The organism is Streptomyces sp. NPDC107528, from assembly GCF_055639295.1.
In genome coordinates, this window is sequence record NZ_JBVKAV010000004.1 from 450,248 (window position 1) to 475,658 (window position 25,411).

Genomic DNA, 25,411 nt, shown 5'->3' on the forward strand with positions numbered 1-25,411 from the left:
CTACCCAGCGTGCCCATGCGGGCCGTGTCCGGTGTGTACCGGAACACGGCCCGCACTTTGCTTTCTGGCGGTATCGATGGAATCGCATCGTCGATACGATGCGTTCGGGTATGGCGCATCCACCTGGCAGACCTCTAAGGGGAGGGCGGGGTCCATGCGAATGGTGAGCCGCACCGGATTGGTGAGCGCGGGTCTTGGGCTGGGCGCGGTCGGCGGATTCGTCGGCAGCCTGCTCAGGGAACGGAGCGCCCTGACAGCCGCTCGCGATGCCGCGGGCGAAGGAAGCGAGGAACAGCCTTCATGGGGCGCCGGCTCGTACCGCTCACGCTGGACAACCTTCCGGACCTTCCCAAGCGCTGCCGCGCTTGTGTCTTCTGGGAGTTGGACCCGGTCAGCGGTGAAGCCGCGGTAAGAGCCGGTACTCCGGCTCTGGAGAAGGAAGCCTGGATCTCAGCCGTCCTGCTGGATTGGGGCTCCTGCGGTCGTGTCGTCTACGTCGACGACGTACCGGTGGGCTTCGTGCTCTATGCCCCTCCGGCTTACGTCCCGCGCTCGACTGCGTTCCCCACGAGTCCCGTGTCGCCTGATGCCGTGCTGTTGATGACGGCGTTCATCATGCCCGGGTACCAGGGGCAGGGGCTGGGCCGAGTGATGGTCCAGACAGTCGCCAAGGATCTGCTGCGACGGGGCTTCAAGGCCATTGAGGCCTTTGGCGACGCGCGTTGGAAAGAGCCGGCGTGTGTGCTGCCGGCAGATCATCTCCTGGCCGTGGGCTTCAAGACCGTGCGCCCGCATCCCACCTCTCCACGTCTGCGGCTGGAACTGCGGACGACGCTGTCCTGGAAGGAAGACGTGGAGATGGCGATCGACCGGCTACTGGGGGCCGTGCAGAAGGAACCCGCCCTGCGGCCTCTCTGACCGCCGCTCTGGCTCCGCCAAAGCAAATGGGCCAACCCGAGGGTTGGCCCATTCGTGTTTCACGTGAAACATCACTCGGCGATGAAGTCCTCAAGGTCGCGGATGATCGCGGCCTTCGGCTTCGCGCCGACGATGGTCTTGGCGACCTCGCCGTTGTGGTAGACGTTCAGCGTCGGGATGGACATGACGCCGTACTTGGCGGCCGTACCCGGGTTCTCGTCGATGTTGAGCTTAACGATCTCGATCTTGTCGCCGTGCTCGGCGGCGATGGCCTCGAGGGACGGCGCGATCTGGCGGCACGGACCGCACCAGGCGGCCCAGAAGTCCACCAGGACGGGCTTCTCGCTCTTGAGGACGTCCTGCTCGAAGGAGTCGTCGGTCACGTTCTTCAGGGTGCCGGCCACGGCGGGCTCCTTAACTGTGGTGCGTGGGGTGGGTGGAGGTCAGACAGCGGTCTTCTCGGGCTCGGCCTGCTCCTCGTCCGAGAGGGCGGCGAGGAAGCGCTCGGCGTCCAGGGCCGCGGAGCAGCCGGTACCGGCCGCCGTGATCGCCTGACGGTAGGTGTGGTCGACGACGTCGCCGGCGCCGAAGACACCGGTCAGGTTGGTGCGGGTGGAGGGGGCCTCGACCTTGAGGTAGCCCTCCTCGTCCAGCTCCAGCTGGCCCTTGAACAGCTCGGTGCGCGGGTCGTGGCCGATCGCGATGAACAGGCCCGTGACCGCCAGGTCCGACAGCTCGCCGGTCTTGAGGTTGCGCAGCTTCAGGCCGGAGAGCTTCTGCTCGCCCTGAACCTCGGCCACCTCGCTGTCCCAGACGAACTTGATCTTCGGGTCGGCGAAGGCACGGTCCTGCATCGCCTTCGAGGCACGCAGGGTGTCGCGACGGTGGACGATCGTCACGGACTTGGCGAAGCGGGAGAGGAAGGTGGCTTCCTCCATCGCGGTGTCGCCGCCGCCGATCACGGCAATGTCCTGGTCCTTGAAGAAGAAGCCGTCGCAGGTCGCACACCAGGAGACGCCACGGCCGGAGAGGGCGTCCTCGTTCGGCAGACCGAGCTTGCGGTGCTGCGAGCCGGTGGCGACGATGACGGCCTTGGCCCGGTGGACGGTGCCCGCGGTGTCGGTGACGGTCTTGATCTCACCGCTCAGGTCGACGTTGACGATGTCGTCCGGGATGAGCTCGGCTCCGAAGCGCTCTGCCTGGCCGCGCATGTTGTCCATGAGCTCGGGGCCCATGATGCCGTCCTGGAAGCCCGGGAAGTTCTCGACCTCGGTCGTGTTCATGAGCGCACCGCCAGCGGTGACGGCTCCCTCGAACACGAGCGGCTTCAGCGATGCGCGCGCGGTGTAGAGCGCCGCCGTGTAACCGGCGGGCCCGGAGCCGATGATGATCACGTTACGGACATCGCTCACGGCTTGATTCCTCGTCTCTGGACTGCGTCGAAGGGCCGGGGGGAGCCCCTTTCAGGACTCTCACCCCACCCAACGGATCCTAAGGGGCGCGCATTCCCGCTGTGTCCGGGCACACGGTGACGCCACAGAGTAGGGGTTGGGTGGGCCTGACGGAGACGAGCTGCCGGGTCTCAGGAACGCGGGTAGGAGTCCTTCAGGAGAACCTCGGCCGTAGTCAACGACGGCTGCTTCACACAGGTCGAGTCCACCACGTAGACGGTGACCCGGCTGGCGTCGGAGGCGTCCGGCATCACGACGAGGAGAGCGTCCTTGCCCTGGTAGATGCCTTCCTCAGCGGCGAGCGCCGCTTCGTCGCGGTTGATGCCCTTCCTGACGCAGTCGGGCACCGTGATCTCACGCAGGATCTTGGGGCTCTGAGTGTCGGACCCGCCTTCCATGCCCAGGCTGCGGTCGGGACCGCGGGAGCTGCCTGGAGAGCTCTCGCTCTTGGCGAGGAGATCGGTGACCTGCTTCTCCATCTTCGCTGCGGAGAAGGTGTCGGCGGTGGTCTGCCCGCCATCAGCCGATGGACCGGCCCCTCCGCCACCCATCAGTGAGGTCAGCAGCACGGAGCCGAGTCCGAGAGCGGCAGCTGTGAAGGCGGCACCGAGGACGGCCACCCTGCGGCGCCCGGGCTTCTTGCGGTCCTTGCGGTTCTTGCGGCCGGGACCGGTGGTCGAGGAGCGGGCGTGCCCTGCCGGACGATGCGCCGCTGCCGATGTTTCACGTGAAACATGTGCGCCGTCGTCCGCACCGGAGACCGCAGCGTGGGCATCCCCACCCAGCGTCGGTGCCTCGACGCCATCAGGCGCCGTCGCGTTCAGCAGCGCCTCAGCGGCGAGAGCAGCGTCGATCCGGCCGGCGACATCGGCGGGCATACGCGCCGGGCCGGGCAGGGTGCCGAGCAGCTCCCGGATCTCCTCAAGCGAGGCGTGGACGTCCGCGCACAGTTCGCACTGGTCGAGATGACTCCGTACCTCGGTGGTCCTGGCCGGAGGGAGCACGCCCTCGGTGAGGTCGGAGAGCTCGGTGACGTCCGGGTGCCCGGCCGTGTCCGTCGTGGATGTCACGCTCGCCCACCTCCGCCCTTCACTGCTGCTGAATCACTCGGCCCGCTATCACGCGGATCCTTGGCTTGCGCCGTGTCATGAGGACCCGCTGCCGGTGGGACGGATGCCCCCTCCGTCCGGTTCCGCCTCTCGCCGGAGTCCTTGCCGCCGCGGGCGCTTTCCGGTCGTAGATGCGTGACGAGAGGCAGGAGTCTGGCTCTGCCGCGCGCACATCGGCTCTTGACCGTGCCGGTCGGCACATCGAGGACCCGGGCAGCCTCCGCGACGGGGTATCCCTGCATGTCCACCAGGACGAGTGCCGCGCGCTGATCGGGCGGCAGCGTGCCGAGAGCCTCCAACAACTGGCGATGCAGATCGTTGCGCTCAGCCGGCGCGGATGCCTCCTCGTGAGGCTCCAGCAACTGCTCCAGGCGCTCGGTGTCGTCGACGGGGGAGGTCTTCCGCGAGGCGGCCTTGCGAGCGCGGTCCAGGCAGGCGTTCACGGTGATCCGGTGCAGCCACGTCGTGACGGCCGACTGGCCTCTGAAGGTGTGGGCGGCCCGGTAGGCGGACACGAGCGCGTCCTGGACGGCGTCAGCGGCCTCCTCGCGGTCTCCGAGCGTCCGCAGCGCCACCGCCCAGAGTCGGTCGCGGTGACGCCGCACGAGCTCACTGAAGGCATCGGGGTCGCCCTTCACATGGAGGGCCAGGAGATCCTGGTCGCTCACCTCGCGGTGTGCGGTGCCCTCTGCCATCGGACCCCCTCCCCTGAACGTGGTGAGCTCTAGCCGGTGAACTTCAGGTCGGTGATGGCCTGCTTGTACCCGGAGCCGCTGTACTGGTCACCGTCCGCATGAGGCATGGCGGTGAGCCACACGAGAACGTACTGGGTCTTCACCGACTTGGTGACCTTCACCGTCGCACTGGTGCCGTTTGTCGTGACGGTGCCGATCTTTTCCATCGAGTCCAGCGACGAGGGAGTCAGGGAGTCCGACGCGTAGAGCGCGACGGTCGTGTGGTCGCCGGAGTAAAGAAGCCCTATCGAAGCGGCCGACACCGACTGAGACGATCCGAGGTCGTAGACGATGCCCACGCCGGGCTTGAAGGCCGGATTCATCTCAGGACCGTCGACGAAGCTCTTGGTGCGCCAGTACGACGAGCTGTCGCCGTCGTACGTCTTCCCCACGTCCTCAGGAGCCTGGGCTCCGCCCTTGGCGACGTACTCCTGGGCGTTCTGGATCTTGATCGGACGGACCGGCTTGGTGTTGTCGCCGTTCTTGTCGTTGTCGTCCGTCGTCTGCGTCTGGCTGCCGTCCTCGGAATTGTTGCCCTGGTCCATGAGCGCGTCAGCGAGCTGCCAGCTGCCGAGGCCCAGCGCCGCGATCAGGAGAGCCGACACGGCCCACTTCAGGGCCTTGCCGGTGCGGCTCTGCAGCGGGGGCGGCGGGGTCGGTACCGGCTGAGTGGCGCCCGGATGCGACGTCTGGCGGCCATACGTGCCCTGCTGGTACGTCGTGCGCTGATAGTCCGGCGGGGCCGTGAACGAGGGCTCCGGCGGGCGGATGCGGGGCATCTCGCCGATCGCCTTCACCAGTTCCTCCGGCGTCGTGCACGCGGACTCGTGGCGGGATGCGGTCGCGCCGTCGTTGACCAGCGCGCGCATGGCGAGCTCGGACAGGCCCCGGTGGACGCCGGCGCGCACCTGGTCGGGGGCGATCAGCCCGATGTCCTTGGGCAGCCCGGACAGCCCGTAGGCGTCGCTCTCGTACGGCCAGCGCTGGGTGAGCGCGGCGTACAGCAGGGCGCCGATGGCCTCCGTGTCGGTGCGCTGCGGGGTGTCGGAGCTGATGCCGCGCAGGGCGGCGTTCACCGCGAGGCCGCGGATGCGCCACTGGCCGGTCGATGCGCGCAGCACGGCGTTCGGGTTGAGACGCAGATGCGCCAGGCCCTCGCGGTGAGCGGCCGCCATGGCGGCGGACACCTGGGTGACCATCTGGTAGATGTCGTACGGCTCCAGCGGGCCGGAAGCGAGCAACGTGGTCAGCTCGGTGGCGTCGGGGAGCCATTCGTGAACGACGTAGACGAGGTCGTTCTCCTCGACGGCGTCGAGGACCTGGACGAACCGGGGGTCGCCGAGCAGTGCGGAGGAGCGGGCAGCGGCCAGCACGGAACGGGCCCGAGTGTGATCCGCGGGCAGGATGTGGACGCCGACGGCGCGACGGAGCTTCTCGTCGACCGCACGCCAGCTGCTGAAACCGTCCAGACGGGTGACGCACTCCTCGAGGCGGTAGCGTCTGGCGAGTTTGTGACCGCTGTGCAGTTCGGGCGGTGAGGCCTTTCCGGGACCCTCGGTCCCGCCACTCCCCTGTGCCTCGTCGATGTCCGTGTCCCGCTCCCGATTCTTGGCCACCCCGTCGGCCGTGGACTGGTCCGCCTGAGCGGTCAGCGGCTCATCGCCGCTGTTGTCTGCCACGTCGACGGCAGCCGTGCTCCGTTCCACCACCGTCGTTCCTGCCTCCCCATTCCTTGCGCGCCGTCCGACTCAGTGCGCGCCGTCCGACGCCGAACCCAATTGTGCCCACAGTCCGCCGCTATGCACGACACACGGTGGCGGACGATGGTTGTGCGCCTACCCAAGGTTCAGCGCCCCAGGCGCCCGCGGACCATGCCGACCAGTGAGTTCAGCTCCTCGATGCGCATCCTGCGGGCGGCTACGAAGAAGATCCCGAGCAGAACGGCTCCGCCGGCCAGCAGGGCGGCGAAGGAGCCGACGACACCCTGGCCGAGGGTCTGGGCGATCCCGTAGCAGGCCGCACCGCTCAGCAGGGCCGCGGGGACCGAGGCGATGCAGAGTCTGGCGTACGTCCGCATCACGCGGGTGCCGTCGAGGTCGCCGCCCAGCTTCTTGCGCAGCCGGCTCCAGGCGATGCCGACGCCGATCGCGTAGGCCAGGCCGTAGGAGGCGGCCATGCCGACGACGGCCCAGCGGGCCGGGATGACGAAGTAGCAGGCGGCCGAGGCGATGGCGTTGACCGCAGCGACGATCACCGTGTTGTAGAAGGGGGTCCGGGTGTCCTCGTAGGCGTAGAAGGCGCGCAGGACCACGTACTGCACGGAGTACGGGATGAGGCCGAGGCCGAAGGCCATCAGCATGAAGCCCATGTTGGTGGCCTCGCTGGTGCCCGAGGAGCCGAACATCAGCGTGCACATCGGGATGCCCAGGGCCAGGAATCCGAAGGCGATGGGGACGATGGCGACGGCCGTCGTCCGCAGGCCCTGGGAGATGTCGTCCCGGACGGCACCGCTGTCGCCCTCGGCGGCGGAGCGCGAGAGCCGTGGCAGCAGGGCGGCCATCAGCGAGACGGTGATGATGGCCTGCGGCAGGCCCCAGATCAGCTGGGCGTTGGCGTAGGCGGCGAAGCCGGTTCCGTCGACATCGGCGTCGACACCGGCGGCGGTGGAAAGCTGGGTGACCACGAGCGCGCCCGCCTGGTTGGCCAGGACGAACAGGATCGTCCACTTCGCGAGCATCGCTGCCTTGCCGAGACCGTGGCCCTTCCAGTCGAAGCGCAGCCGCAGCCGGAAGCCTGTCTCGCGCAGGTACGGGATCATCGCCAGGGCCTGGACGACCAGGCCGAGCAGAACACCGATGCCGAGGAGCCGCTGGCCCTCCGGCGGGATGTTCGTGACGGACATGCCGGAGTGCTCCGCGGTGCCGTACACCCAGAGGAACATTCCCAGCGTCACGATGATGACGATGTTGTTGAGGACCGGCGTCCACATCATCGCGCCGAACTTGCCGCGGGCGTTGAGGATCTGCCCCATCACCACGTGAACGCCCATGAAGAAGATCGAGGGCAGGAAGTAGCGGGTGAAGGTGACGGCCACTTCGTTGGCGGCGGGATCGTTGGCGACCGGAGTGGACAGGGCCCTGACCAGGAGTGGCGCGCCGAACATGGCCAGGGCGGTGAGTGCGGCCAGCGCCACCATCACCAGGGTCAGCAGCCGGTTCGCGTACGCCTCGCCTCCGTCCTCGTCGTCCTTCATCGCGCGCACGAGCTGCGGCACGAAGACGGAGTTGAGGCCGCCGCCGACGGTCAGGATGTAGATCATCGTCGGCAGCTGGTAGGCGACCTGGAACGAGTCGCCGAGCAGGCCGAGACCCAGCGCCGAAACGATCATCATGGACCGGACGAAGCCGGTGAGCCGGGACACCATCGTGCCCGCTGCCATCACGGCGCTCGACTTCAGCAGACCGCCGGCCCGCCCGCCCTTCCTGGCGGCCGGCGCAGGGGCGGGAGCGGGCGCAGGCGCCGGCGCAGCGGCCTCGGCCGCGGCCGAGGCAGGTGCCGCAGGTCCCGGGTAGGGGCCCCCGGCAGGCGCTGGGGAAGGCCCCGGGACCGTCGGCGGCTGGTACTGGCCGCCCTGCTGCTGGTCGCGGAAGAGGTGTGCGAAGGCGTCGTGCTCCGGGTGGTTCTCGGTGGAGTGCGTGACGAGGTCGTCTACGCCGACGTACTGGGTCGTACGGGGGTCGTCGCCGTACGGCAGGTACTGGGTCGGGCCCTCCGGCTCGGGCGCCGGGGTCTGCGCCCACACCTGGGGGTCGGGGGCGTACGGCGACTGGGGCGGCTGGGCGTACAGCTGTTGCTGCGGCGGGTACGTGCCCGGTGGGGGCGGCGGGTGCGCGGCACGGTCGTACAGGGCCTCTGCGACCGGGTCCTGGGACGAGAGGTCCTGGGCCCGGTAGGTGTCCTGGTCGTAGGCGTCCTGGAGGTACATGTCCGCGGGGTGCTGCGGCGGTACCTGGCCGTCCTCGGGCGGCGGGCCCTCGGGGTGCCCCGGGGGGCCCGCGGCCTGGCCGCGGTCACCGTCGTACGGCGCGTTCATGGTTACCCCACCTCATCGTCCCGGGCCCACCGGCCACGACATTGCTCAACGGTCCACTCTCTCACCCGTGCCGGACGGGTCGGCGCTTTCCGCTGCGGTGTCCGGTGTCGGGTCACTCGGCTGCTCCGGGGCCTTTTGCCGGGCGCTCGTGCGGGACTCCTCCTCAAGAAGGTCCTCGTGCGTGAGACGGTCCTCGGGGCCTTCGGGGTTCTCCGGATCGCCGTCCGCATCGCTCGTCTCCTCGGCCCCGTCTTCTTCGGCCGCACGGGCGGCGGCCCGTTTGCGCTGCGTGTACATACGGAACCCGGCGAGGACGAGCAGGAGGAAACCGCCGCCGATGACCAGCATCACGGTGGCCGTGAACTCGGTGACCTTCACGTCGAAGGTGACGGGTGCGCCGTACTTCTGGCCGTCCTCCGTGTACAGCTGGGCCACGACCGTGGCCTGGCCGTTGGCCTGAGCCGACGTGGGGAACTTCACCGTCTGGCTGTGCCCGCCGGACACCGCGACGGGCTGTTCGTAGAAGCGCTCCCCACCGATCTCCAGTCGCCTCGGACTGCTGGAGGTGAGTCGCAGCACCAGGTGCTCCGCGCCCTGCACCAGGTTGTTCTGCACCGTCACCGGGATCGTGGCGCTGCGTCCGGACAGCTTGGTCTCGGACTTGTCGATCAGCGTGACCTGGCCGGCCAGGGAGTCGACGTACGCTTCCACGCTGTTGCGATAGTCCGCGGCCTCTGCGGAGCGGCCGCGCCACGACGTGGACATCTCCCGGTTCATGGCCCGCCCGAAGGGGGTCACCACCCGGTCCTGGTTGGTGAGGATCACCTTGAACTTGTCGAGCTTGTCCTGCGTGGTCGCGATCTGTGTGAAGGCCGATCGCGGCAGCTCCTGCTTGCGCAGCGAGGAGGGGTACTTGGACGCCGCCGGCACCTGAGTGGTGGCGGAAGAGTCGGGCTTGGCCGTGGCGGCGGCCGTGAGGTCCTGGGACTGGGACCACGTGCCGTCCTGGAGCGCCGCCACCGCTTCGGCCATCGCGCGGGCCTGGCTCGCGGTCGGCATCCGCTGCGGGGCGACGACGATGTTGCGCTGATTGTCCGTCTGGAGGTTGAGGGCCAGGCTCTGCGCCAGGAACCTCTGCACGGCGAGCGTCGAACTCGACGCCCTGGTCAGGTTGCCCTGGAACAGCGTCGACATCCGTGCGTCCGTGACGACCGCTGTCGTACCGCCGCCGACGGGGCGGGACGCGGAGGGCGTGTAAGGCAGGCCGGCCGTCTCCGCCAGGCTGTCACTGCGGGCGATGATCTTGTCCGCGCCGGCGGAAGTGGCGACCTTGACGATGGACGGGTCGACGGCGCCGTTCACGGGCCAGGCGAAGTCGGTGGTCGGCTCCACGTGGAGGATCGAGTCGACGGTGCCGGCAGCGACGTCGGAGGCTTCCTTGAGGTGGCTGAGCGAGCCGGTGACGTTCGTGCCGTTGTGGGCCAGGGAAGCGAGGTCGGGGTCGCCGAAGGGCAGGGCGACGACCTCCTTGTCCTGCACTGCTTCCTGCAACTCGGCCAGCCACTGCTTGGCGAGCGCCTGGTGAGTGCCCGCGGTTGTCGAGTCACCCTCGCCCTGGACGCGGTAGCTCTCCGTCATCGCGTCCACGGAGGCCAGCAGGTCGGGGTCGATCACCCAGGTGACGTCGAGCTCCTTGCCCAGCGACACGAGCTGTTCGAGGCGCCCGCCGGGAGCGATCTCCTGGGCGAGATCGTCGTCACGGAAGACCGGCGTCTGCGACTCGTTCGACCCCGTCTGAGCCGTCATGTGCGCGGTGGAGATGAGCGGCCACATGACCGTCGTCCGGGTCTTTGTGTCGGCTTCGTCGGGCTGCCAGGGCAGGAACGTCCGCTGGATGCCGAGCACCTGGTCCCACGGCCGCGCGGACGTCTCTCCGGACAGGGAGACGGCGAACTCGTAGACGCCGTCCTCGCCGAGGTCCAGCTTGTCGACCGGCACGGAGATGTTGAAGTGCTGGGACACGCCAGGGGTGAGCTTGGGGAACTCCTTGACGTACTTCCCGCCCACCGGGGCTGCGTCGACGCCCTGCTGGTAGTCGCCGCGCCCGGCGATCCTGTCGATGGCCGAGCGGGTGTTGAGAGCGCCTCCGAGACGCAGGTCCACCTGCGCGTCCGTGACCGCCTGCTTCCCCTTGTTGGTCACCGTGCCGGACACGGTCAGTGTGTCGCCCTCACTGGGGACAGAGGGGGTGAGCGAATCCACAGCGACAGCCACCGTGCCCGAGCCGGCAGCGGCCTTCACGGAGTCCTGCCCCGCAGCCTGCGTGGGGGCGGCGGTGGGCAGCTGAAGCAGCCCTGCCAGCAGAGGCGCCCCGGCAAGCAGTGCTCCGGTGCGCCGCATCCACCGGCGGGCAGGTGAGGGAGTCATCCCCTGGAAGTCTGCCGCCTCGGCCACGCGCTCGTCCGTCCCTCGTCGTCGTCAGTGGTCGTCGGAATGTGCGTCCACGCATGGTAACGATGCGCGCTGAGGGGAAGTGCCGCGGTCTCCTCCACAAGATCGGTACTCGCCGTCGGCCTGTCCCGTATGTGCCCGTATAAAGAGGAGCGTTTCTTAAGGTCGCCAGGGCGGATCTTGTGAGCGTATCGATGGAGCTGTCTGCGGCCTCCGGTGTGCACGTTTAATGGGGGCGCCCACGGTCGGCCGGGCCACGTACCCTCTGCTGTTGTGCCGAACGCCAACGAAGAAAAGCCCAGCGCCCTGAGCCAGGCGCAGCACCGCGCGGTGAGCGAACTGCTGCGGGTTGCCCCTGTCGCCGACGACCTTGCCCGCCGTTTCCAGGAGGCCGGGTTCTCACTCGCCCTGGTCGGCGGATCGGTCCGGGACGCGCTGCTCGGCCGGCTCGGCAACGACCTGGACTTCACGACCGACGCCCGTCCCGAGGACGTGCTGAAGATCGTGCGCCCGTGGGCGGACGCCGTGTGGGAGGTCGGTATCGCCTTCGGCACGGTTGGAGCACAGAAGGGCGGCTACCAGATCGAGGTGACCACCTACCGATCGGAGGCTTACGACCGGACCTCTCGCAAGCCGGAGGTGTCGTACGGCGACTCGATCGAGGAAGACCTCGTCCGGCGTGACTTCACCGTGAACGCGATGGCCGTCGCGCTTCCGGAGAAGGAGTTCATCGACCCGCACGGCGGTCTGGAGGATCTCGCGGAGCGGGTACTGCGCACGCCGGGCACGCCCGAGGCGTCCTTCTCGGACGACCCGCTGCGCATGATGCGGGCGGCGCGGTTCGCGGCGCAGCTCGACTTCGAGGTCGCTCCCGAGGTTGTCACTGCCATGCAGGAGATGTCGGGGCGGATCGAGATCGTCTCGGCGGAGCGGGTGCGGGACGAGCTGAACAAGTTGATCCTTTCCGCCCACCCGCGCAAGGGGCTGAGGCTCCTGGTGGATACCGGGCTTTCCGACCGTGTGCTGCCCGAGCTGCCGGCCCTGCGGCTGGAGAGTGACGAGCACCACCGCCACAAGGACGTGTACGAGCACACGCTGATCGTCCTGGAGCAGGCGATGGCACTGGAGGAGAACGGTCCCGACCTGACCCTCCGCCTGGCCGCGCTGCTGCACGACATCGGCAAGCCCCGCACGCGTCGCTTCGAGAAGGACGGCCGGGTCTCGTTCCACCACCACGAGGTGGTTGGCGCGAAGATGACGAAGAAGCGCATGACGGCGCTGAAATACTCCAACGAGCTGGTGAAGGACGTCTCACGTCTGGTCGAACTCCACCTGCGCTTCCACGGCTACGGCACCGGAGAGTGGACGGACTCCGCCGTCCGCCGCTATGTCCGTGACGCCGGTCCGCTCCTGGACCGCCTCCACAAGCTGACCCGCTCGGACTGCACCACGCGGAACAAGCGCAGGGCGGCTGCGCTGTCCCGCGCCTACGACGGCCTGGAGGAGCGGATCGCTCAGCTCCAGGAGCAGGAGGAACTGGACGCCATCCGCCCCGACCTCGACGGCAATCAGATCATGGAGATCCTTGGCGTCGGTCCAGGCCCTGTCATCGGCCGCGCGTACAAGCAGATGCTGGAACTGCGGCTGGAGCACGGGCCGATGGGGCACGGCGAGGCCGTGGCTGCACTCAAGGAGTGGTGGGCCGAGCAGGACTGAGGCTTGCAGCCGGGCGATGTTTCACGTGAAACATGACCCGGCTCCGTGGAGAGCAGCAAGTGCTGAGGGGCGGTGTTTCACGTGAAACACCGCCCCTCAGTAGGTGGAGAGGTCAGATCAGACGTCCGACAGGCACAGCAGGAAGTTGTCGCCGTCGCCGGTCTGGGCGTAGAAGCTGGTGGCGCCGCTGACCTTGCGGCACTCGGTCTCGGCCGTCAGCGAGGTGTAGGTACCGTCGATCTTCTTGAGCACCTTGGCCTCGGCCTCGGAGGAGGTGCAGTCCACGACCTCCATGCGGTCGTTCGAGGACGACGAGGAGCTTGACTTCAGGCAGTCGCCCACCGCGGCGTTCTCGGCGTCGTCCAGGCTGATTATGTAGCCGACGACGAGCATGATGCCGACGATGGCGACGGCAGCAACGTTCTTGATCGTCTTAAAGCTGAACCGGCGGCCGGGCTGCTGCGGCGGAACCGGCGCATACGGCGCCGCGCCCTGCGGAGGGAACCCCGGCTGCCCCGGCTGCTGCGGGTAGCCGCCCTGGGGCGGGTACGGGGCCTGGCCCTGAGGCTGGCCGTAGGGCTGCTGACCCTGGGCGTACGGGTTCTGGCCCTGGGCGAACGGGTTGCCTTGGGGCGGCGGAGTTGTCACTTGGGGTCCCCCTGGAACATGGGTGCGTGGCGCGAACAATGCGCGTTATAAGACGCACGTAAGTTACCGGGCACCACTGACAGTCCCGTAGCCCAGGGGGACTCCGTGTCATTGATGTGACACAGAGCGGTGTTCAAAGCGGGCCATAGCCACCGCAACTGCCGCGTAGACAACGGCGACTGCGACCACCAGATGTGCCGAGCGGCCGTCCGGCGGCAGTACCAGGGCGGCCACTCCGGCCGCACCGACGAACGCGACGTTGAACAGCACGTCGTAGAGCGAGAAGATCCGGCCACGGAAGCCGTCCTCGACCGAGGATTGCACGATCGTGTCCGTCGCGATCTTTGCTCCCTGCGTCGCCGTGCCGAGTACGAAAGCCGCGACCAGCATGGGAGTTGCGGCGAAGGGCAGGCCGAGCGCGGGCACCAGCAGTGCGGCGATCCCCGCGCACACGGCGATCCAGCGACCGGGACCCAGACGCCCCGCCGCCCAGGGGGTTGCCAGGGCCGCCGCGAAGAAGCCGGCACCGGAGATGCCCAACGCCAGCCCCAGCAGGGCGAGTCCGTCATCCGCGTTCGTCGAGAAGGCGTACCGGCACAGCATCAGCAGCATGACCAGCAGGGCGCCGTAGCAGAAGCGCATCAGGGTCATCGTGAGCAGAGCCCAGACGGCCTCCCGGCGCGGCGGAGCGGCGAGATGGCGTACACCCGCCGCCAGGTCGCGCGCGGTGCCGGCCAGGGCCGTCGCTATGCGTGGCTGCACCAACTCGCGATCGGGGCCTAGCAGTTCCCGTGACATGCGCAGGGCCGCCAGTCCCGCGCACAAGTACAGGGCGGCGCCCAGGAGCACCACGGCCGCGTCGGAGTCCCAGGCCACCAGCCGTACGACGAAGGCCAGACCGGCGCCCGCCGTCGCGGCGAGTGTTCCGGCGGTCGGGGAAAGGGAGTTGGCGATCACCAGGCGCTCTTCGTCGACCACCCGCGGCAGTGCGGCGGACAGGCCGGACAGGACGAAGCGGTTGACGGCGGTGACGCACAGGGCCGAGACGTAGAAGAGCCAGTCCGGTACGTCGGTGATGATCAGGACGGCCGTCGCCGAGGCCAGCACGGTGCGCAGCAGGCTGCCGTACAGAAGGACCTGGCGGCGGCGCCAGCGGTCCAGGAGGACGCCGGAGAAGGGGCCCACCAGGGAGTAGGGCAGGAGCAGGACGGCCATCGCCGAGGCGATCGCGGTGGCCGACGTCTGTTTCTCCGGGGAGAAGACGACGTACGTGGCGAGCGCGGTCTGGTAGACGCCGTCGGCGCCCTGCGAGAGCAGGCGTACGACGAGCAGGCGCCGGAAGTTCCCGAAGCGCAACAGGACCCGCAGGTCGCGTACCACGGACATGGGGCACAGCCTCACATACGGGGAGGGTCCCCGGGCGGTGCAACCCGGGGACCCTCGGCAGCTCTGGCAGGAGCGTTCAACTGCGGCGCCGCGGTGCTTGGCGCACGGCTGGGTCTCGCTAGCGCTCGACCTCGCCCTTGATGAACTTCTCGACGTTCTCGCGGGCCACGTCGTCGAAGTACTGCACCGGCGGGGACTTCATGAAGTAGCTCGACGCCGAGAGGATCGGGCCGCCGATGCCGCGGTCCTTGGCGATCTTCGCGGCGCGCAGGGCGTCGATGATGACGCCGGCGGAGTTCGGGGAGTCCCAGACCTCGAGCTTGTACTCCAGGTTCAGCGGAACGTCACCGAAGGCGCGGCCCTCGAGGCGCACGTAGGCCCACTTGCGGTCGTCGAGCCACGCCACGTAGTCCGACGGGCCGATGTGGACGTTCTTCTCGCCGAGCTCACGGTCGGGGATCTGCGAGGTGACGGCCTGCGTCTTGGAGATCTTCTTGGACTCCAGGCGCTCGCGCTCGAGCATGTTCTTGAAGTCCATGTTGCCGCCGACGTTCAGCTGCATCGTGCGGTCCAGGATGACGCCGCGGTCCTCGAAGAGCTTCGCCATGACGCGGTGCGTGATGGTGGCACCGACCTGGGACTTGATGTCGTCGCCGACGATCGGGACGCCCGCCTCGGTGAACTTGTCCGCCCACTCCTTCGTACCGGCGATGAAGACCGGCAGGGCGTTGACGAAGGCGACCTTGGCGTCGATGGCGCACTGGGCGTAGAACTTCGCCGCGTCCTCGGAGCCGACGGGCAGGTAGCAGACGAGGACGTCGACCTGCTTGTCCTTGAGGATCTGAACGATGTCGACCGGGGCCTCGGCGGACTCCTCGATGGTCTCGCGGTAGTACTTGCCGAGACCGTCCAGGGTGTGGCCGCGCTGGACGGTCACGCCGGAGCGGGGCACGTCGCAGATCTTGATGGTGTTGTTCTCACTGGCGCCGATGGCGTCAACGAGGTCGAGGCCGACCTTCTTCGCGTCGACATCGAAGGCGGCGACGAACTCGACGTCACTGACGTGGTAGTCGCCGAACTGCACGTGCATCAGGCCGGGGACCTTGGACGCCGGGTCGGCGTCCTTGTAGTACTCGACTCCCTGAACCAGCGACGCGGCGCAGTTGCCCACGCCGACGACGGCTACGCGAACCGAACCCATTCCGGTTGCTCCCTGTGTGTACGAGTGAGGCCCTGACTGAGCTCTCACGTGGCGGTGTCGCCGGGCGAATCCGTCCTGGGGGTGACCCCAGGACGGGGCAGATCGCCCGGCTCTCCATTTGTGGTGTCCTGCTGAGCGGACCCCCCGGAAGCGGAACCCTTCAGGTCCCGCCCGGCCCGCTCGCTTTCGATGAGCTCGTTCAGCCAGCGCACTTCGCGCTCCACGGACTCCATCCCGTGGCGCTGGAGCTCAAGCGTGTAGTCGTCGAGGCGCTCCCGCGTGCGTGACAGGGAGGCGCGCATCTTCTCCAGACGCTCCTCCAGCCGGCTGCGTCGGCCCTCCAGCACGCGCATGCGCACGTCCTGCGGCGTGCGTCCGAAGAAGGCAAATCGGGCAGCGAAGTGCTCGTCCTCGTACGCGTCGGGGCCGGTCTGCGAGAGCAGTTCCTCGAAGTGCTCCTTACCTTCCGCCGTCAACCGGTAGACGATTTTCGCGCGGCGCCCCGCGAGTGGTGCGGCAAGGGCGTCCTCGGCGGTGTGCCCCGGTTCCTCGATCAACCAGCCGTTGGCGACCAGCGTCTTGAGGCAGGGGTAGAGCGTGCCGTAGCTGAACGCGCGGAACACGCCCAGTGACGTATTGAGTCGTTTGCGCAGCTCGTAGCCGTGCATGGGGGACTCGCGGAGCAGTCCGAGGACGGCGAACTCGAGGATCCCGGACCGTCGGCTCATCCCCTCGCCTCCTCGTCATATCTCGCGCTGATGTATCGACTCGATACATCTAGACGATAGAACGGCCTTCCGGGCGCGACAAGTGGGGGAACGGTGAACGGGATCACATCAACGATTCATGTGGAGCGAGTTGCCTGATTTGGGGTGAAGTTCGGAACTAGGCAGGCTTTGACGGTGCGTAGTCTGTGCGCCATGCACAGCACCGGGAACCGCGTGACACCTGAGGGCGTCGTTGTCCTTGGTGCAGTACGGGTGAATGCAGAACCGACCACATCCGTACTTCGGGGGGACCGGAAATCAGCCGCCGTTGTCAGGCGCGCAGGGGTGCGCCTGCCCGAGGAGTAGTCGTTCGATGAGCGAGCACCGTCGCAAACCGCCGCAGCCGCAGGAAGGCGGACGTGCCGCGGCCCGACGCGGCCAGTCCGGCTCGTCCTCCGGCCGCCGAGCGGCACCGCGAGGCGCCACCGGATCTCCTTCCGACTCGTACGGGTCGGGTTTCAGCGGTTCGGAAGGCGAAGAACGTCCGTACGGCGGGCGTGCCGAGGCACGACGCGCGGCCCAGAGAGGCGGCGGCAGCCGCCGCAGAGCGGCGGAGCCACCGGGCCGGGGCGGCCGCCGCGCCGCTCCTGGCGGCGCTGCCGGTCCCGGACGGGGCCGAGGGCGTGCCGCTCCCCCCGGAAAGAAGCGGTTCGTCGACTATCCGCGGGCGGGCAAGTACGGCGTCGCGCGCTGGGTGCCGTCATGGAAGCTCGTGGCGGGCCTCTTCGTCGGTTTCCTCGGAAGTCTGGTGGCCGTGGCCGGCATCGGTTACGCCATGGTGGGCGTCCCCAAGGTCGACGAGACCGCTACGGCGCAGAACAACGTTTACTACTGGAGCGACGAGAGCGAGATGGTCTCCACCGGTGGTGAGACCAACCGGCAGATCATCAACCTGTCGCAGATTCCCAAGGCGATGCAGAACGCCGTGATCTCGCAGGAGAACAAGACCTTCAAGAGCGACAGCGGCATCGACCCGAAGGGCATCGCCCGCGCCGTGTTCAACATGGCCACCGGTGGCGAGACGCAGGGTGGTTCCACCATCACCCAGCAGTACGTGAAGAACGCGAGGCTGGGTGACCAGTCTCAGACGCTCTCGCGGAAGTTCAAGGAGATCTTCATCTCGGTCAAGGTGGGCACCACGGTGTCGAAGGACGACATCATGGCCGGCTACCTGAACTCCGCTTACTACGGGCGCAACGCCTACGGGATCCAGGCTGCCGCCCGCGCGTACTTCAACAAGGACGCCATCAGGCTGAACGAGGGTGAATGCGCCTTCCTGGCGGCCATGCTCAAGGGCGCCACGTACTACGACCCGGCGGGTTCGGCGTCCATTGATTCGGCGGCCTCTCCCGAGGCCAACAAGAAGCGCGCCTTGGTCCAGATGCAGGACACCCTCGACAAGATGGTGCAGTACGGGCATCTGAGCCCTGAGGTGCGAGCCAAGTACACCAAGCTGCCCGAATGGAAGAACCCGCGCTTCAACTCCGCGCTGAGCGGCCAGATCGGCTACCTCGTGGATCTCGCCAACGGTTACCTGGTCAACAACAGCAAGACGACCAAAATCACCGAGCAGAAGCTGCGAGCGGGTGGCCTCTCGATCCAGACGACTTTCGACAAGAAGAAGGTCAAGGAACTCGAGAACGCGGTGAAGAAGGTCCAGAAGGCGAACATCAAGCCCGAGGAGCGTCCGAAGACGGACACCCACGTCCAGTTCGGCGGGGCTTCGGTGGATCCGGCGACCGGTGCCATCAAAGCCATCTACGGCGGTGCGGACGCGACCAAGCACTTCACCAACAACGCCGACGTCACCGGCGCCCAGGTCGGTTCGACGTTCAAGCCGTTCGTACTCGCGGCCGCGATGAAGTGGGGCGTACGGAACCCGGACCTCGAAGGGGAACAGGCTCAGGACGAGCGCACCCAGGTGTCGCCGAAGAGCCTGTACAGCGGCAAGAACAAGCTCAAGATCAGGGACTACAAGGGCGACATCTGGCGGGACGAGAAGGGTAAGGAGTGGAACCAGGTCAACGACGGCGATGAGTCGTACGGCACTCCTCCCGCCTACCGGATCGACCTCCGCGAGGCGATGAGGAACTCGGTGAACTCCGCCTTCGTGCAGCTCGGCATGGACATCGGGCTGGACAAGGTGAAGGAGGCGGCCGAGGACGCCGGAATCCTGGAGAGCAGTCTGACCGGTACGGACTACCCGTCCTTCTCCATCGGCACCTCTCAGCCCAGCGCGATCCGCATGGCGGGCGCCTACGCCACCTTCGCTTCCAGCGGGAAGCAGCGTGCTCCCTACTCCGTCAAGAAGGTGACGGACAAGGACGGCGAGGTCTTCTCCCACAAGGCCGAGACCAAGGAGGCCTTCACCCCGGAGGTCGCCGACAACGTCACGGACGTCCTCAAGACGGTGGTCGACAAGGGTACGGGTACCAGCGCGCAGCTCAGCGATCGTCAGGTGGCCGGCAAGACGGGTACGACGGACGGCAACCGGTCGGCCTGGTTCGTGGGCTACACCCCGCAGCTGTCGACGTCGATCGCGATGTTCAGGCTGGACGACGACGAGAAGAACCAGAACCGCGAGTTCCTGAAGATGTTCGGAACGGGTGGCCAGGAGAAGATTCACGGTGCTTCGTTCCCGGCCGAGATCTGGCACGACTACATGGAGCAGGCGCTGAAGGGCACCACCCCGACACCATTCCCGGTGCCGACGCCCATCGGTGAGGTCGTCAACGACATCCCCACGCCGACGCCCTCTCCCACGCCCAGCGAGACCGAGGAAACCAGCCCGACTCCGAGCCCGACGCCCAGCGAGTCGCTGACCTCGCCGACGCCTACGCCTACCGAGACCTGCTTCGGCTTCCAGTGCAACGACGTCGGAGGCTCGGACAACGGCGGCACGGACGGCGGCGTGACCTCCACGCCGACGCCTACGGAAACCGAGACGGACGGCAACAACAACGGCAATGGCAACGGCAACGGCGGCATCTTCGGCGGACCGTCAGGCTGACGGGCTCGTATGACGCCAGAAGGCCGGCGGCCGGCATCCACGCAGCGGGGTGCCGACCACCGGCCTTCGTCATGAGAACCAGGCCTTGGTCATGAGAACCCGGCCTTCGTCATAGAAAGGCCGCGGGCGGGCGGTCTCGGGCGAAGGCCTGTTTCACGTGAAACGTCGGTTTCACGTGAAACACTCAACCGCCTCATCCCGTCGCCTCGCACCGTCCTCAGACACGTACGGCAGGATGTGCCCATGCCCAGTGCAGAGACGACGCCCACAAGCGCGCACGAGCCGGACCTGGTGCGGCCGACCCGAGAGGACGAGGTCGCCGCCAACGGGAGTGAGCTGATCGGTGGCCCCATCGGACGGCGTGCCCTGCTCGGGACGTCCTGGTGGACTCCCGTGCGGATCATCGTGCTCGTGGCGATCGGCATGTTCGCCCTCGGGCTGGTCCAGAAGGCACCCTGCTACAACGGCGCCTGGTTCTTCGGCGCCAGCTCGCAGTACACGCATGCCTGCTACTCGGACATCCCGCACCTGTTCCAGGGGCGCGGTTTCGCCGATGGGCTGGTGCCGTACTTCGACAAGCTCCCCGGCGACATGGAGTACCTCGAATACCCGGTGCTGACCGGTGTGTTCATGGAAGTCGCCTCCTGGCTCACTACGGGCAGCGGCAGCATCCAGGACCAGGAGCAGTGGTACTGGATGGTCAACGCCGGGATGCTGATGGTCTGCGCGGCCGTCATCGCCGTCTGCGTGACCCGCACGCACGCCAGGCGTCCCTGGGACGGCCTGCTGGTCGCCCTGGCGCCGGCCTTCGCCCTGACCGCGACCATCAACTGGGACCTGCTGGCCGTCGCCCTGACGGCCGCGGCAATGCTGATGTGGTCACGTGGCCGCGCGCTCGCCTTCGGCGTCCTCCTGGGGCTCGCCACGGCCGCCAAGCTCTATCCCGTCTTCTTGCTCGGCCCGCTGTTCGTCCTGTGCTGGCGCGCGGGCAAGTGGCGGGACTTCGGGAAGGCGCTGGGCGGCACGGCGGTGGCCTGGCTGGTCGTGAACCTTCCGGTGATGCTCCTGGCCTGGGACGGCTGGTCGCAGTTCTACCGCTTCAGCCAGGAGCGAGGCGTGGACTTCGGCTCCTTCTGGCTGATCCTGGCGCAGAACTCCAGCGACCCGCTGAGCACCGAGACGGTGAACACGCTCGCCACGCTGCTGATGCTGCTGTGCTGTGCCGGCGTCGCCGCGCTCACGCTGACCGCGCCGCGTCGCCCGCGCTTCGCCCAGCTGGCCTTCCTGATCGTCGCGGCATTCATCCTCACCAACAAGGTCTACTCGCCGCAGTACGTCCTGTGGCTGGTGCCTCTGGCGGTGCTGGCCCGGCCGAGGTGGCGGGACTTCCTCATCTGGCAGGCGTGCGAGGTGGCGTACTTCCTCGGAATCTGGCTGTACCTCGCGTACACGACCAGTGGGAACGCCCACAAGGGACTGCCGCCCGACGGCTACCACTGGGCCATCGGCGTGCACCTGCTGGGAACGCTGTACATGTGCGCCGTGATCGTTCGGGACATCCTCATGCCGGAGCGGGACCCGGTGCGCCGTGCCGGCGACGACGACCCGTCGGGCGGCGTCCTCGACGGGGCGGAGGACGTGTTCGTGCTCGGCCCCGCAGCCCATCCACCGCGGCACGCGGCCCACTTCGAGGGGCCGCAGGTGGAGTGGGGCAGCCGGGGGGCGGCAAGCGGTTCGCTCTGAGCGAACACGGCCTAGGGAGCCTTCACGAAGGCCGTACAGGCGAAAGGCCGTACACGGGACAGTCCGTGTACGGCCTTTCGCTGTTACTGCTTTGCCGAGCGTGTGTGCCGAATGCGGCAGCTCAGCGGTCCACGATCCGGTCGAACTGTGTGGTGGTGTGCCGCAGATGGGCGACCAGTTCGTCCCCGACCTTCGGCTCAGGCGCATCCGAGGGAACGAACAGGATCGACACCTGCATGTGCGGGGGCTCCGCGAACCAGCGCTGCTTGCCGCCCCACACGAAGGGAGCCAGGTTCCGGTTGACCGTGGCGAGACCCGCCCGGGCGACGCCCTTGGCGCGCGGCATGACGCCGTGCAGCGCCTTGGGGGCCTCCAGGCCCACTCCGTGCGACGTACCGCCCGCCACGACCACCAGGAAGCCGTCCGAGGCCGCCTTCTGCTGCCGGTAGCCGAAACGGTCGCCCTTGGAGACGCGGGTGACGTCCAGGACCGCGCCGCGGTACTCGGTGGCGTCGTGGTCCCCCAGCCACAGCCTGGTGCCGATGCGGGCACGGAAGCGGGTCTGCGGGAACTGCTGCTGCAGGCGGGCCAGTTCCTCGGCCTTGAGATGGCTGACGAACATCGTGTGCAGGGGCAGCCGGGCCGCGCGCAGCCGGTCCATCCAGCCGATGACCTCCTCGACGGCGTCCGAGCCGTCGGTGCGGTCCAGCGGCAGGTGGATGGCGAAGCCCTCGAGCCGGACGTTCTCTATGGCGGCGTGCAGCTGCGGCAGGTCGTGCTCGCTGACGCCGTGCCGCTTCATCGAGGACATCACCTCGATGACGACACGGGCGCCCACGAGTCCGTACACGCCGTCCACCGACGACACCGAGCGGATGACCCGGTCGGGCAGCGGCACCGGCTCCTCGCCGCGTCGGTACGGCGTCAGCACCAGCAGGTCACCGCCGAACCAGTCCTTGATGCGCGCGGCCTCGTACGTCGTGCCGATTGCGAGGACGTCCGAGCCCAGTCGAGTGGCCTCCTCCGCCAGCCGCTCGTGCCCGAACCCGTAGCCGTTGCCCTTGCAGACCGGGACGAGTCCCGGGAACTGCTCCTGCACGTGCTTGTGGTGCGCCCGCCAGCGCGCGGTGTCGACGTAGAGCGTGAGCGCCATGGCCGGACCTGGAACCTTTCTGGTGGCTGCGGTGTATCAGAGATATGGAAGCTATCGACGGTGCAGCTGTTGACGGTATCGAAGCAGAGAGCGCAAGGTCAGCGACGCGACATGTAGATGTCGAGCGCCTTGTGGAGCAGCTTGTTGAGCGGGAAGTCCCACTCGCCGAGGTACTCGGCGGCCTGGCCGCCCGTGCCCACCTTGAACTGGATCAGGCCGAAGAGGTGGTCGGTCTCGTCCAGGGAGTCGGAGATGCCACGCAGGTCGTAGACGGTCGCGCCGAGCGCGTAGGCGTCGCGCAGCATGCGCCACTGCATCGCGTTCGAGGGCCGGACCTCACGGCCGATGTTGTCGGAGGCGCCGTAGGAGTACCAGACGTGCCCGCCGACGATCAGCATCGTCGCCGCCGACAGGTTCACTCCGTTGTGACGGGCGAAGTACAGCCGCATGCGGTTGGGGTCCTCGGTGTTGAGGGCCGTCCACATGCGCTGGAAGTACGACAGCGGGCGCGGGCGGAAGTGGTCGCGCACGGCCGTGATCTCGTACAGACGCTGCCATTCCTCGAGGTCCTGGTAGCCGCCCTGGACGACCTCGACGCCGGCCTTCTCGGCCTTCTTGATGTTGCGTCGCCACAGCTGGTTGAAGTTCTTGTGGACCTCTTCCAGGGACCGGTTGGCCAGCGGCACCTGGTAGACGTAGCGGGGCTGTACGTCGCCGAAGCCGGCCCCGCCGTCCTCGCCCTGCTGCCAGCCCATGCGGCGGAGCTTGTCGGCGACCTCGAAGGCGCGCGGCTCGATGAAGTCGGCCTCGATGTCACGCAGCCGCTTCACGTCCGGGTTCTGGATGCCCGCCTTGATGGAGGTGGTCTCCCAGCGCCTGATGATCACCGGCGGGCCCATCTTCACGGAGAAGGCGCCCTGGTTCTTCAGATGCGCGAGCATCGGTTCCAGCCAGTCGGTCAGATTCGGCGTGAACCAGTTGATGACCGGGCCCTCAGGCAGATAGGCGAGATAGCGCTTGATCTTGGGCAGCTGCCGGTAGAGGACGAGGCCTGCGCCGACGAGTTGGCCGGACTTGTCGAACCACCCGAGGCTCTCCGAGCGCCACTCAGCCTTGACGTCTGCCCAGGCCGGGACCTGCATGTGGCTCGCCGACGGCAGGCTCTGGATGTATGCCAGATGCTGCTCGCGACTGATCGTCCTCAGGGTCAGGCTCATTCGGGGCGCTCCTCGGGCTGGTGTGTCCCCATGGGTTCAGGGGCTCCGGCTCTCGCGCCGAAGCCTACTGCGCCTTGCGAGCGCCCCGACTGGGCGTATGGCAGCTTCGCCCCGGCCTTGAGGCCGCCGGGGCGTTCGAGGGTGTTCTATGCGCTGTCGTGTCGGTGTTCGGAGGTCGGTCTCCGAGACCGGCGCGAGGAGTGCGTGGGCGCAGGCGTCAGAAGCCGCCGAAGAGCCCGCCGTGTGCCATGCCGAGGAAGAAGCCGACTCCGGAGGCGCCGAGACCCACGATCAGGCCGAAGCGCTCACGGGTCGTCTCCGAGATCCACTGGCCGTAAGCACCCGTGAGGATGCCCACCAGACCGGTCCAGGAGCTGAGCAGGTGCAAGAAGTGGAACTGGGCCGTGATGAACGACGTGATGCCGAGCACCAGGGTCACCACGAGCAGGGTGTCCTGGATGGGATGGGACTTTCCGTCCGTGGCGAAGAGGCCTCCGACGGTGTTGGGTCGCATTGCCTGTGCCATAGGGCACCTCCTGCGGAAGGCGGCGCATCGTAGCGCCATACACACCCGATGTGTACAGATTGTGGACCAGGGCGGCCGGATTTCAACCGGAAGCGGGTGTGCGGGTACTGTGTACCGTCTGCACCGGTGTCTGCCCGGGCCAGCTCGGGGCGACCGCGAGGTCACCCCGATTGTCAGTGGCGGCCGATACCGTTGCGTACGCATCACAACCCTCCTGCCACGGAACGACCGTGGCCGCTGAGTCCAAAGGAGGTGGGTTCCACATGCGTCACTACGAGGTGATGGTCATCCTCGACCCCGATCTGGAGGAGCGCGCTGTCGCCCCCCTGATCGAGAACTTCCTCTCCGTCGTCCGTGAGGGCAACGGCAAGGTCGAGAAGGTCGACACCTGGGGCCGTCGTCGTCTCTCGTACGAGATCAAGAAGAAGCCCGAGGGCATCTACTCGGTCATCGACCTGCAGGCCGAGCCTGCGGTCGTCAAGGAGCTCGACCGCCAGATGAACCTGAACGAGTCGGTCCTCCGGACCAAGGTCCTCCGTCCCGAGACCCACTGAGCTCTCCCGCTCAGCTGATCTCGGGATTCGAGTAGCAGCAACCAAGCAGCCAGAGCAGCAAACCCGCCGAGAGGTTCCCCCATGGCAGGCGAGACCGTCATCACGGTCGTCGGCAATCTTGTCGATGACCCCGAGCTGCGCTTCACCCCCTCCGGTGCGGCGGTCGCGAAGTTCCGTGTCGCGTCCACTCCCCGCACCTTCGACCGCCAGACGAACGAGTGGAAGGACGGCGAGAGCCTGTTCCTGACCTGCTCGGTCTGGCGTCAGGCGGCGGAGAACGTCGCGGAGTCGCTCCAGCGAGGCATGCGCGTCATCGTGCAGGGCCGGCTGAAGCAGCGGTCCTACGAGGACCGCGAGGGCGTCAAGCGCACGGTCTACGAACTGGACGTCGAGGAAGTCGGCGCCAGCCTGCGAAGCGCCACGGCCAAGGTCACCAAGACCTCCGGTGGCGCTCGCGGTGGCCAGGGTGGTTACGGCGGCGGTGGCGGCCAGGGTGGCGGCAGCTGGGGTGGAAACTCCGGCGGCGGCCAGCAGGGCGGCGGTGCTCCCGCCGACGACCCGTGGGCGACCGGCGCTCCTGCCGGTGGCAACCAGGGCGGCGGCGGTGGCGGCGGCTGGGGTGGAAACTCCGGCGGCGGCCAGCAGGGCGGCGGCTACTCGGACGAACCCCCCTTCTAGGCCCCTGGGCCGAGGGTGGGTCGTACCCACACTTCTTGATCACACAGGAGAAACAT

At 67.8% G+C, this 25,411-nt stretch carries 20 protein-coding genes; 6 read left to right on the forward strand and 14 right to left on the reverse strand.

Going from position 1 to position 25,411, the window contains the following annotated elements:
- Window positions 1-300: 300 nt before the first annotated feature.
- Window positions 301-918: a GNAT family N-acetyltransferase gene (locus tag ACZ7L5_RS15750; RefSeq protein WP_471517069.1), complete on the forward strand. Its 618-nt coding sequence runs from the start codon at window positions 301-303 to the stop codon at window positions 916-918.
- Window positions 919-989: 71 nt separating this feature from the next.
- Here the strand turns inward: ACZ7L5_RS15750 and trxA are convergent, their stop codons facing one another.
- The 7 genes from trxA to ACZ7L5_RS15785 all read right to left on the reverse strand — a co-directional run bounded on the left by trxA (window position 990) and on the right by ACZ7L5_RS15785 (window position 10,759).
- Window positions 990-1,322, reverse strand: coding sequence for a thioredoxin (gene trxA / locus ACZ7L5_RS15755; RefSeq protein WP_328880530.1), 333 nt, complete (start codon window positions 1,320-1,322; stop codon window positions 990-992).
- Window positions 1,323-1,361: 39 nt separating this feature from the next.
- A complete protein-coding gene (gene trxB, locus ACZ7L5_RS15760; protein WP_362385967.1) occupies window positions 1,362-2,330 on the reverse strand; it encodes a thioredoxin-disulfide reductase in 969 nt (322 codons plus the stop codon).
- Between the two features lie 170 nt (window positions 2,331-2,500).
- A complete protein-coding gene (locus ACZ7L5_RS15765; RefSeq protein ID WP_471517070.1) occupies window positions 2,501-3,439 on the reverse strand; it encodes an anti-sigma factor family protein in 939 nt (312 codons plus the stop codon).
- Complete coding sequence (gene sigM / locus ACZ7L5_RS15770) at window positions 3,436-4,173, reverse strand: RNA polymerase sigma factor SigM (protein ID WP_471517071.1); 738 nt, start codon at window positions 4,171-4,173, stop codon at window positions 3,436-3,438. The genes ACZ7L5_RS15765 and sigM overlap by 4 nt, the downstream gene beginning before the upstream one ends.
- Before the next feature lie 29 nt (window positions 4,174-4,202).
- Window positions 4,203-5,921, reverse strand: a complete 1,719-nt coding sequence (locus tag ACZ7L5_RS15775) for a protein kinase family protein (RefSeq protein WP_471517072.1) — start codon at window positions 5,919-5,921, stop codon at window positions 4,203-4,205.
- A 137-nt stretch (window positions 5,922-6,058) separates the two neighbouring features.
- Entirely contained in the window at window positions 6,059-8,305 is a 2,247-nt protein-coding gene (murJ, locus tag ACZ7L5_RS15780; protein WP_471517073.1) for a murein biosynthesis integral membrane protein MurJ, read from the reverse strand.
- A gap of 45 nt (window positions 8,306-8,350) precedes the next feature.
- Window positions 8,351-10,759, reverse strand: coding sequence for a DUF6049 family protein (locus tag ACZ7L5_RS15785; protein WP_471517074.1), 2,409 nt, complete (start codon window positions 10,757-10,759; stop codon window positions 8,351-8,353).
- A gap of 270 nt (window positions 10,760-11,029) precedes the next feature.
- Here ACZ7L5_RS15785 and ACZ7L5_RS15790 point away from each other — a divergent pair, with 270 nt between their 5' ends.
- The gene (locus ACZ7L5_RS15790) at window positions 11,030-12,472 is read left to right on the forward strand and encodes a CCA tRNA nucleotidyltransferase (protein WP_471517075.1); all 1,443 of its coding nucleotides are present in this window, start codon (window positions 11,030-11,032) and stop codon (window positions 12,470-12,472) included.
- 117 nt (window positions 12,473-12,589) lie between these two features.
- Here ACZ7L5_RS15790 and ACZ7L5_RS15795 read toward each other — a convergent pair whose 3' ends face one another.
- From ACZ7L5_RS15795 to ACZ7L5_RS15810, 4 genes are all read right to left on the reverse strand, one after another.
- On the reverse strand, window positions 12,590-13,120 hold the full coding sequence (locus tag ACZ7L5_RS15795; protein WP_328880538.1) for an LppU/SCO3897 family protein: 531 nt from the start codon (window positions 13,118-13,120) through the stop codon (window positions 12,590-12,592).
- A gap of 108 nt (window positions 13,121-13,228) precedes the next feature.
- Window positions 13,229-14,506 carry an MFS transporter gene (locus ACZ7L5_RS15800; protein ID WP_471517076.1) on the reverse strand — a complete coding sequence of 426 codons (1,278 nt, stop codon included), beginning with the start codon at window positions 14,504-14,506 and terminating at the stop codon, window positions 13,229-13,231.
- A gap of 118 nt (window positions 14,507-14,624) precedes the next feature.
- A complete protein-coding gene (locus tag ACZ7L5_RS15805) occupies window positions 14,625-15,707 on the reverse strand; it encodes an inositol-3-phosphate synthase (RefSeq protein WP_328880540.1) in 1,083 nt (360 codons plus the stop codon).
- A gap of 44 nt (window positions 15,708-15,751) precedes the next feature.
- Entirely contained in the window at window positions 15,752-16,435 is a 684-nt protein-coding gene (locus ACZ7L5_RS15810; RefSeq protein WP_471517077.1) for a PadR family transcriptional regulator, read from the reverse strand.
- Between the two features lie 352 nt (window positions 16,436-16,787).
- Between ACZ7L5_RS15810 and ACZ7L5_RS15815 the strand changes: the two genes are divergently transcribed.
- Entirely contained in the window at window positions 16,788-19,484 is a 2,697-nt protein-coding gene (locus ACZ7L5_RS15815) for a transglycosylase domain-containing protein (RefSeq protein ID WP_471517079.1), read from the forward strand.
- 243 nt (window positions 19,485-19,727) lie between these two features.
- A complete protein-coding gene (locus ACZ7L5_RS15820; RefSeq protein WP_471517080.1) occupies window positions 19,728-21,227 on the forward strand; it encodes a glycosyltransferase family 87 protein in 1,500 nt (499 codons plus the stop codon).
- A gap of 121 nt (window positions 21,228-21,348) precedes the next feature.
- Here the strand turns inward: ACZ7L5_RS15820 and ACZ7L5_RS15825 are convergent, their stop codons facing one another.
- The 3 genes from ACZ7L5_RS15825 to ACZ7L5_RS15835 all read right to left on the reverse strand — a co-directional run bounded on the left by ACZ7L5_RS15825 (window position 21,349) and on the right by ACZ7L5_RS15835 (window position 24,123).
- Window positions 21,349-22,380 carry an alanine racemase gene (locus ACZ7L5_RS15825; RefSeq protein WP_328880544.1) on the reverse strand — a complete coding sequence of 344 codons (1,032 nt, stop codon included), beginning with the start codon at window positions 22,378-22,380 and terminating at the stop codon, window positions 21,349-21,351.
- Between the two features lie 98 nt (window positions 22,381-22,478).
- Window positions 22,479-23,597, reverse strand: coding sequence for a lipid II:glycine glycyltransferase FemX (locus ACZ7L5_RS15830; protein ID WP_471517081.1), 1,119 nt, complete (start codon window positions 23,595-23,597; stop codon window positions 22,479-22,481).
- A gap of 217 nt (window positions 23,598-23,814) precedes the next feature.
- Window positions 23,815-24,123, reverse strand: a complete 309-nt coding sequence (locus ACZ7L5_RS15835) for a hypothetical protein (RefSeq protein WP_328880546.1) — start codon at window positions 24,121-24,123, stop codon at window positions 23,815-23,817.
- Window positions 24,124-24,386: 263 nt separating this feature from the next.
- On the opposite strand from ACZ7L5_RS15835, the gene rpsF reads away from it, so the two are divergent.
- Window positions 24,387-24,677, forward strand: coding sequence for a 30S ribosomal protein S6 (gene rpsF / locus ACZ7L5_RS15840; protein WP_005482942.1), 291 nt, complete (start codon window positions 24,387-24,389; stop codon window positions 24,675-24,677).
- Window positions 24,678-24,758: 81 nt separating this feature from the next.
- Window positions 24,759-25,355, forward strand: a complete 597-nt coding sequence (locus tag ACZ7L5_RS15845; RefSeq protein ID WP_363043833.1) for a single-stranded DNA-binding protein — start codon at window positions 24,759-24,761, stop codon at window positions 25,353-25,355.
- The last annotated feature ends 56 nt before the right edge of the window (window positions 25,356-25,411 follow it).

Excerpts from the sequence above, each read along its gene's own strand:
- ACZ7L5_RS15750 (WP_471517069.1), top strand. The coding sequence starts at position 301 with ATGGGGCGCCGGCTCGTACCGCTCACGCTGGACAACCTTCCGGACCTT.
- sigM (WP_471517071.1), bottom strand. The coding sequence starts at position 4,173 with ATGGCAGAGGGCACCGCACACCGCGAGGTGAGCGACCAGGATCTCCTG.
- murJ (WP_471517073.1), bottom strand. The coding sequence starts at position 8,305 with ATGAACGCGCCGTACGACGGTGACCGCGGCCAGGCCGCGGGCCCCCCG.
- ACZ7L5_RS15800 (WP_471517076.1), bottom strand. The coding sequence starts at position 14,506 with ATGTCCGTGGTACGCGACCTGCGGGTCCTGTTGCGCTTCGGGAACTTC.
- ACZ7L5_RS15805 (WP_328880540.1), bottom strand. The coding sequence starts at position 15,707 with ATGGGTTCGGTTCGCGTAGCCGTCGTCGGCGTGGGCAACTGCGCCGCG.
- ACZ7L5_RS15810 (WP_471517077.1), bottom strand. The coding sequence starts at position 16,435 with ATGAGCCGACGGTCCGGGATCCTCGAGTTCGCCGTCCTCGGACTGCTC.
- ACZ7L5_RS15815 (WP_471517079.1), top strand. The coding sequence starts at position 16,788 with ATGAGCGAGCACCGTCGCAAACCGCCGCAGCCGCAGGAAGGCGGACGT.
- ACZ7L5_RS15820 (WP_471517080.1), top strand. The coding sequence starts at position 19,728 with ATGCCCAGTGCAGAGACGACGCCCACAAGCGCGCACGAGCCGGACCTG.
- ACZ7L5_RS15825 (WP_328880544.1), bottom strand. The coding sequence starts at position 22,380 with ATGGCGCTCACGCTCTACGTCGACACCGCGCGCTGGCGGGCGCACCAC.
- ACZ7L5_RS15830 (WP_471517081.1), bottom strand. The coding sequence starts at position 23,597 with ATGAGCCTGACCCTGAGGACGATCAGTCGCGAGCAGCATCTGGCATAC.
- ACZ7L5_RS15835 (WP_328880546.1), bottom strand. The coding sequence starts at position 24,123 with ATGGCACAGGCAATGCGACCCAACACCGTCGGAGGCCTCTTCGCCACG.
- rpsF (WP_005482942.1), top strand. The coding sequence starts at position 24,387 with ATGCGTCACTACGAGGTGATGGTCATCCTCGACCCCGATCTGGAGGAG.
- ACZ7L5_RS15845 (WP_363043833.1), top strand. The coding sequence starts at position 24,759 with ATGGCAGGCGAGACCGTCATCACGGTCGTCGGCAATCTTGTCGATGAC.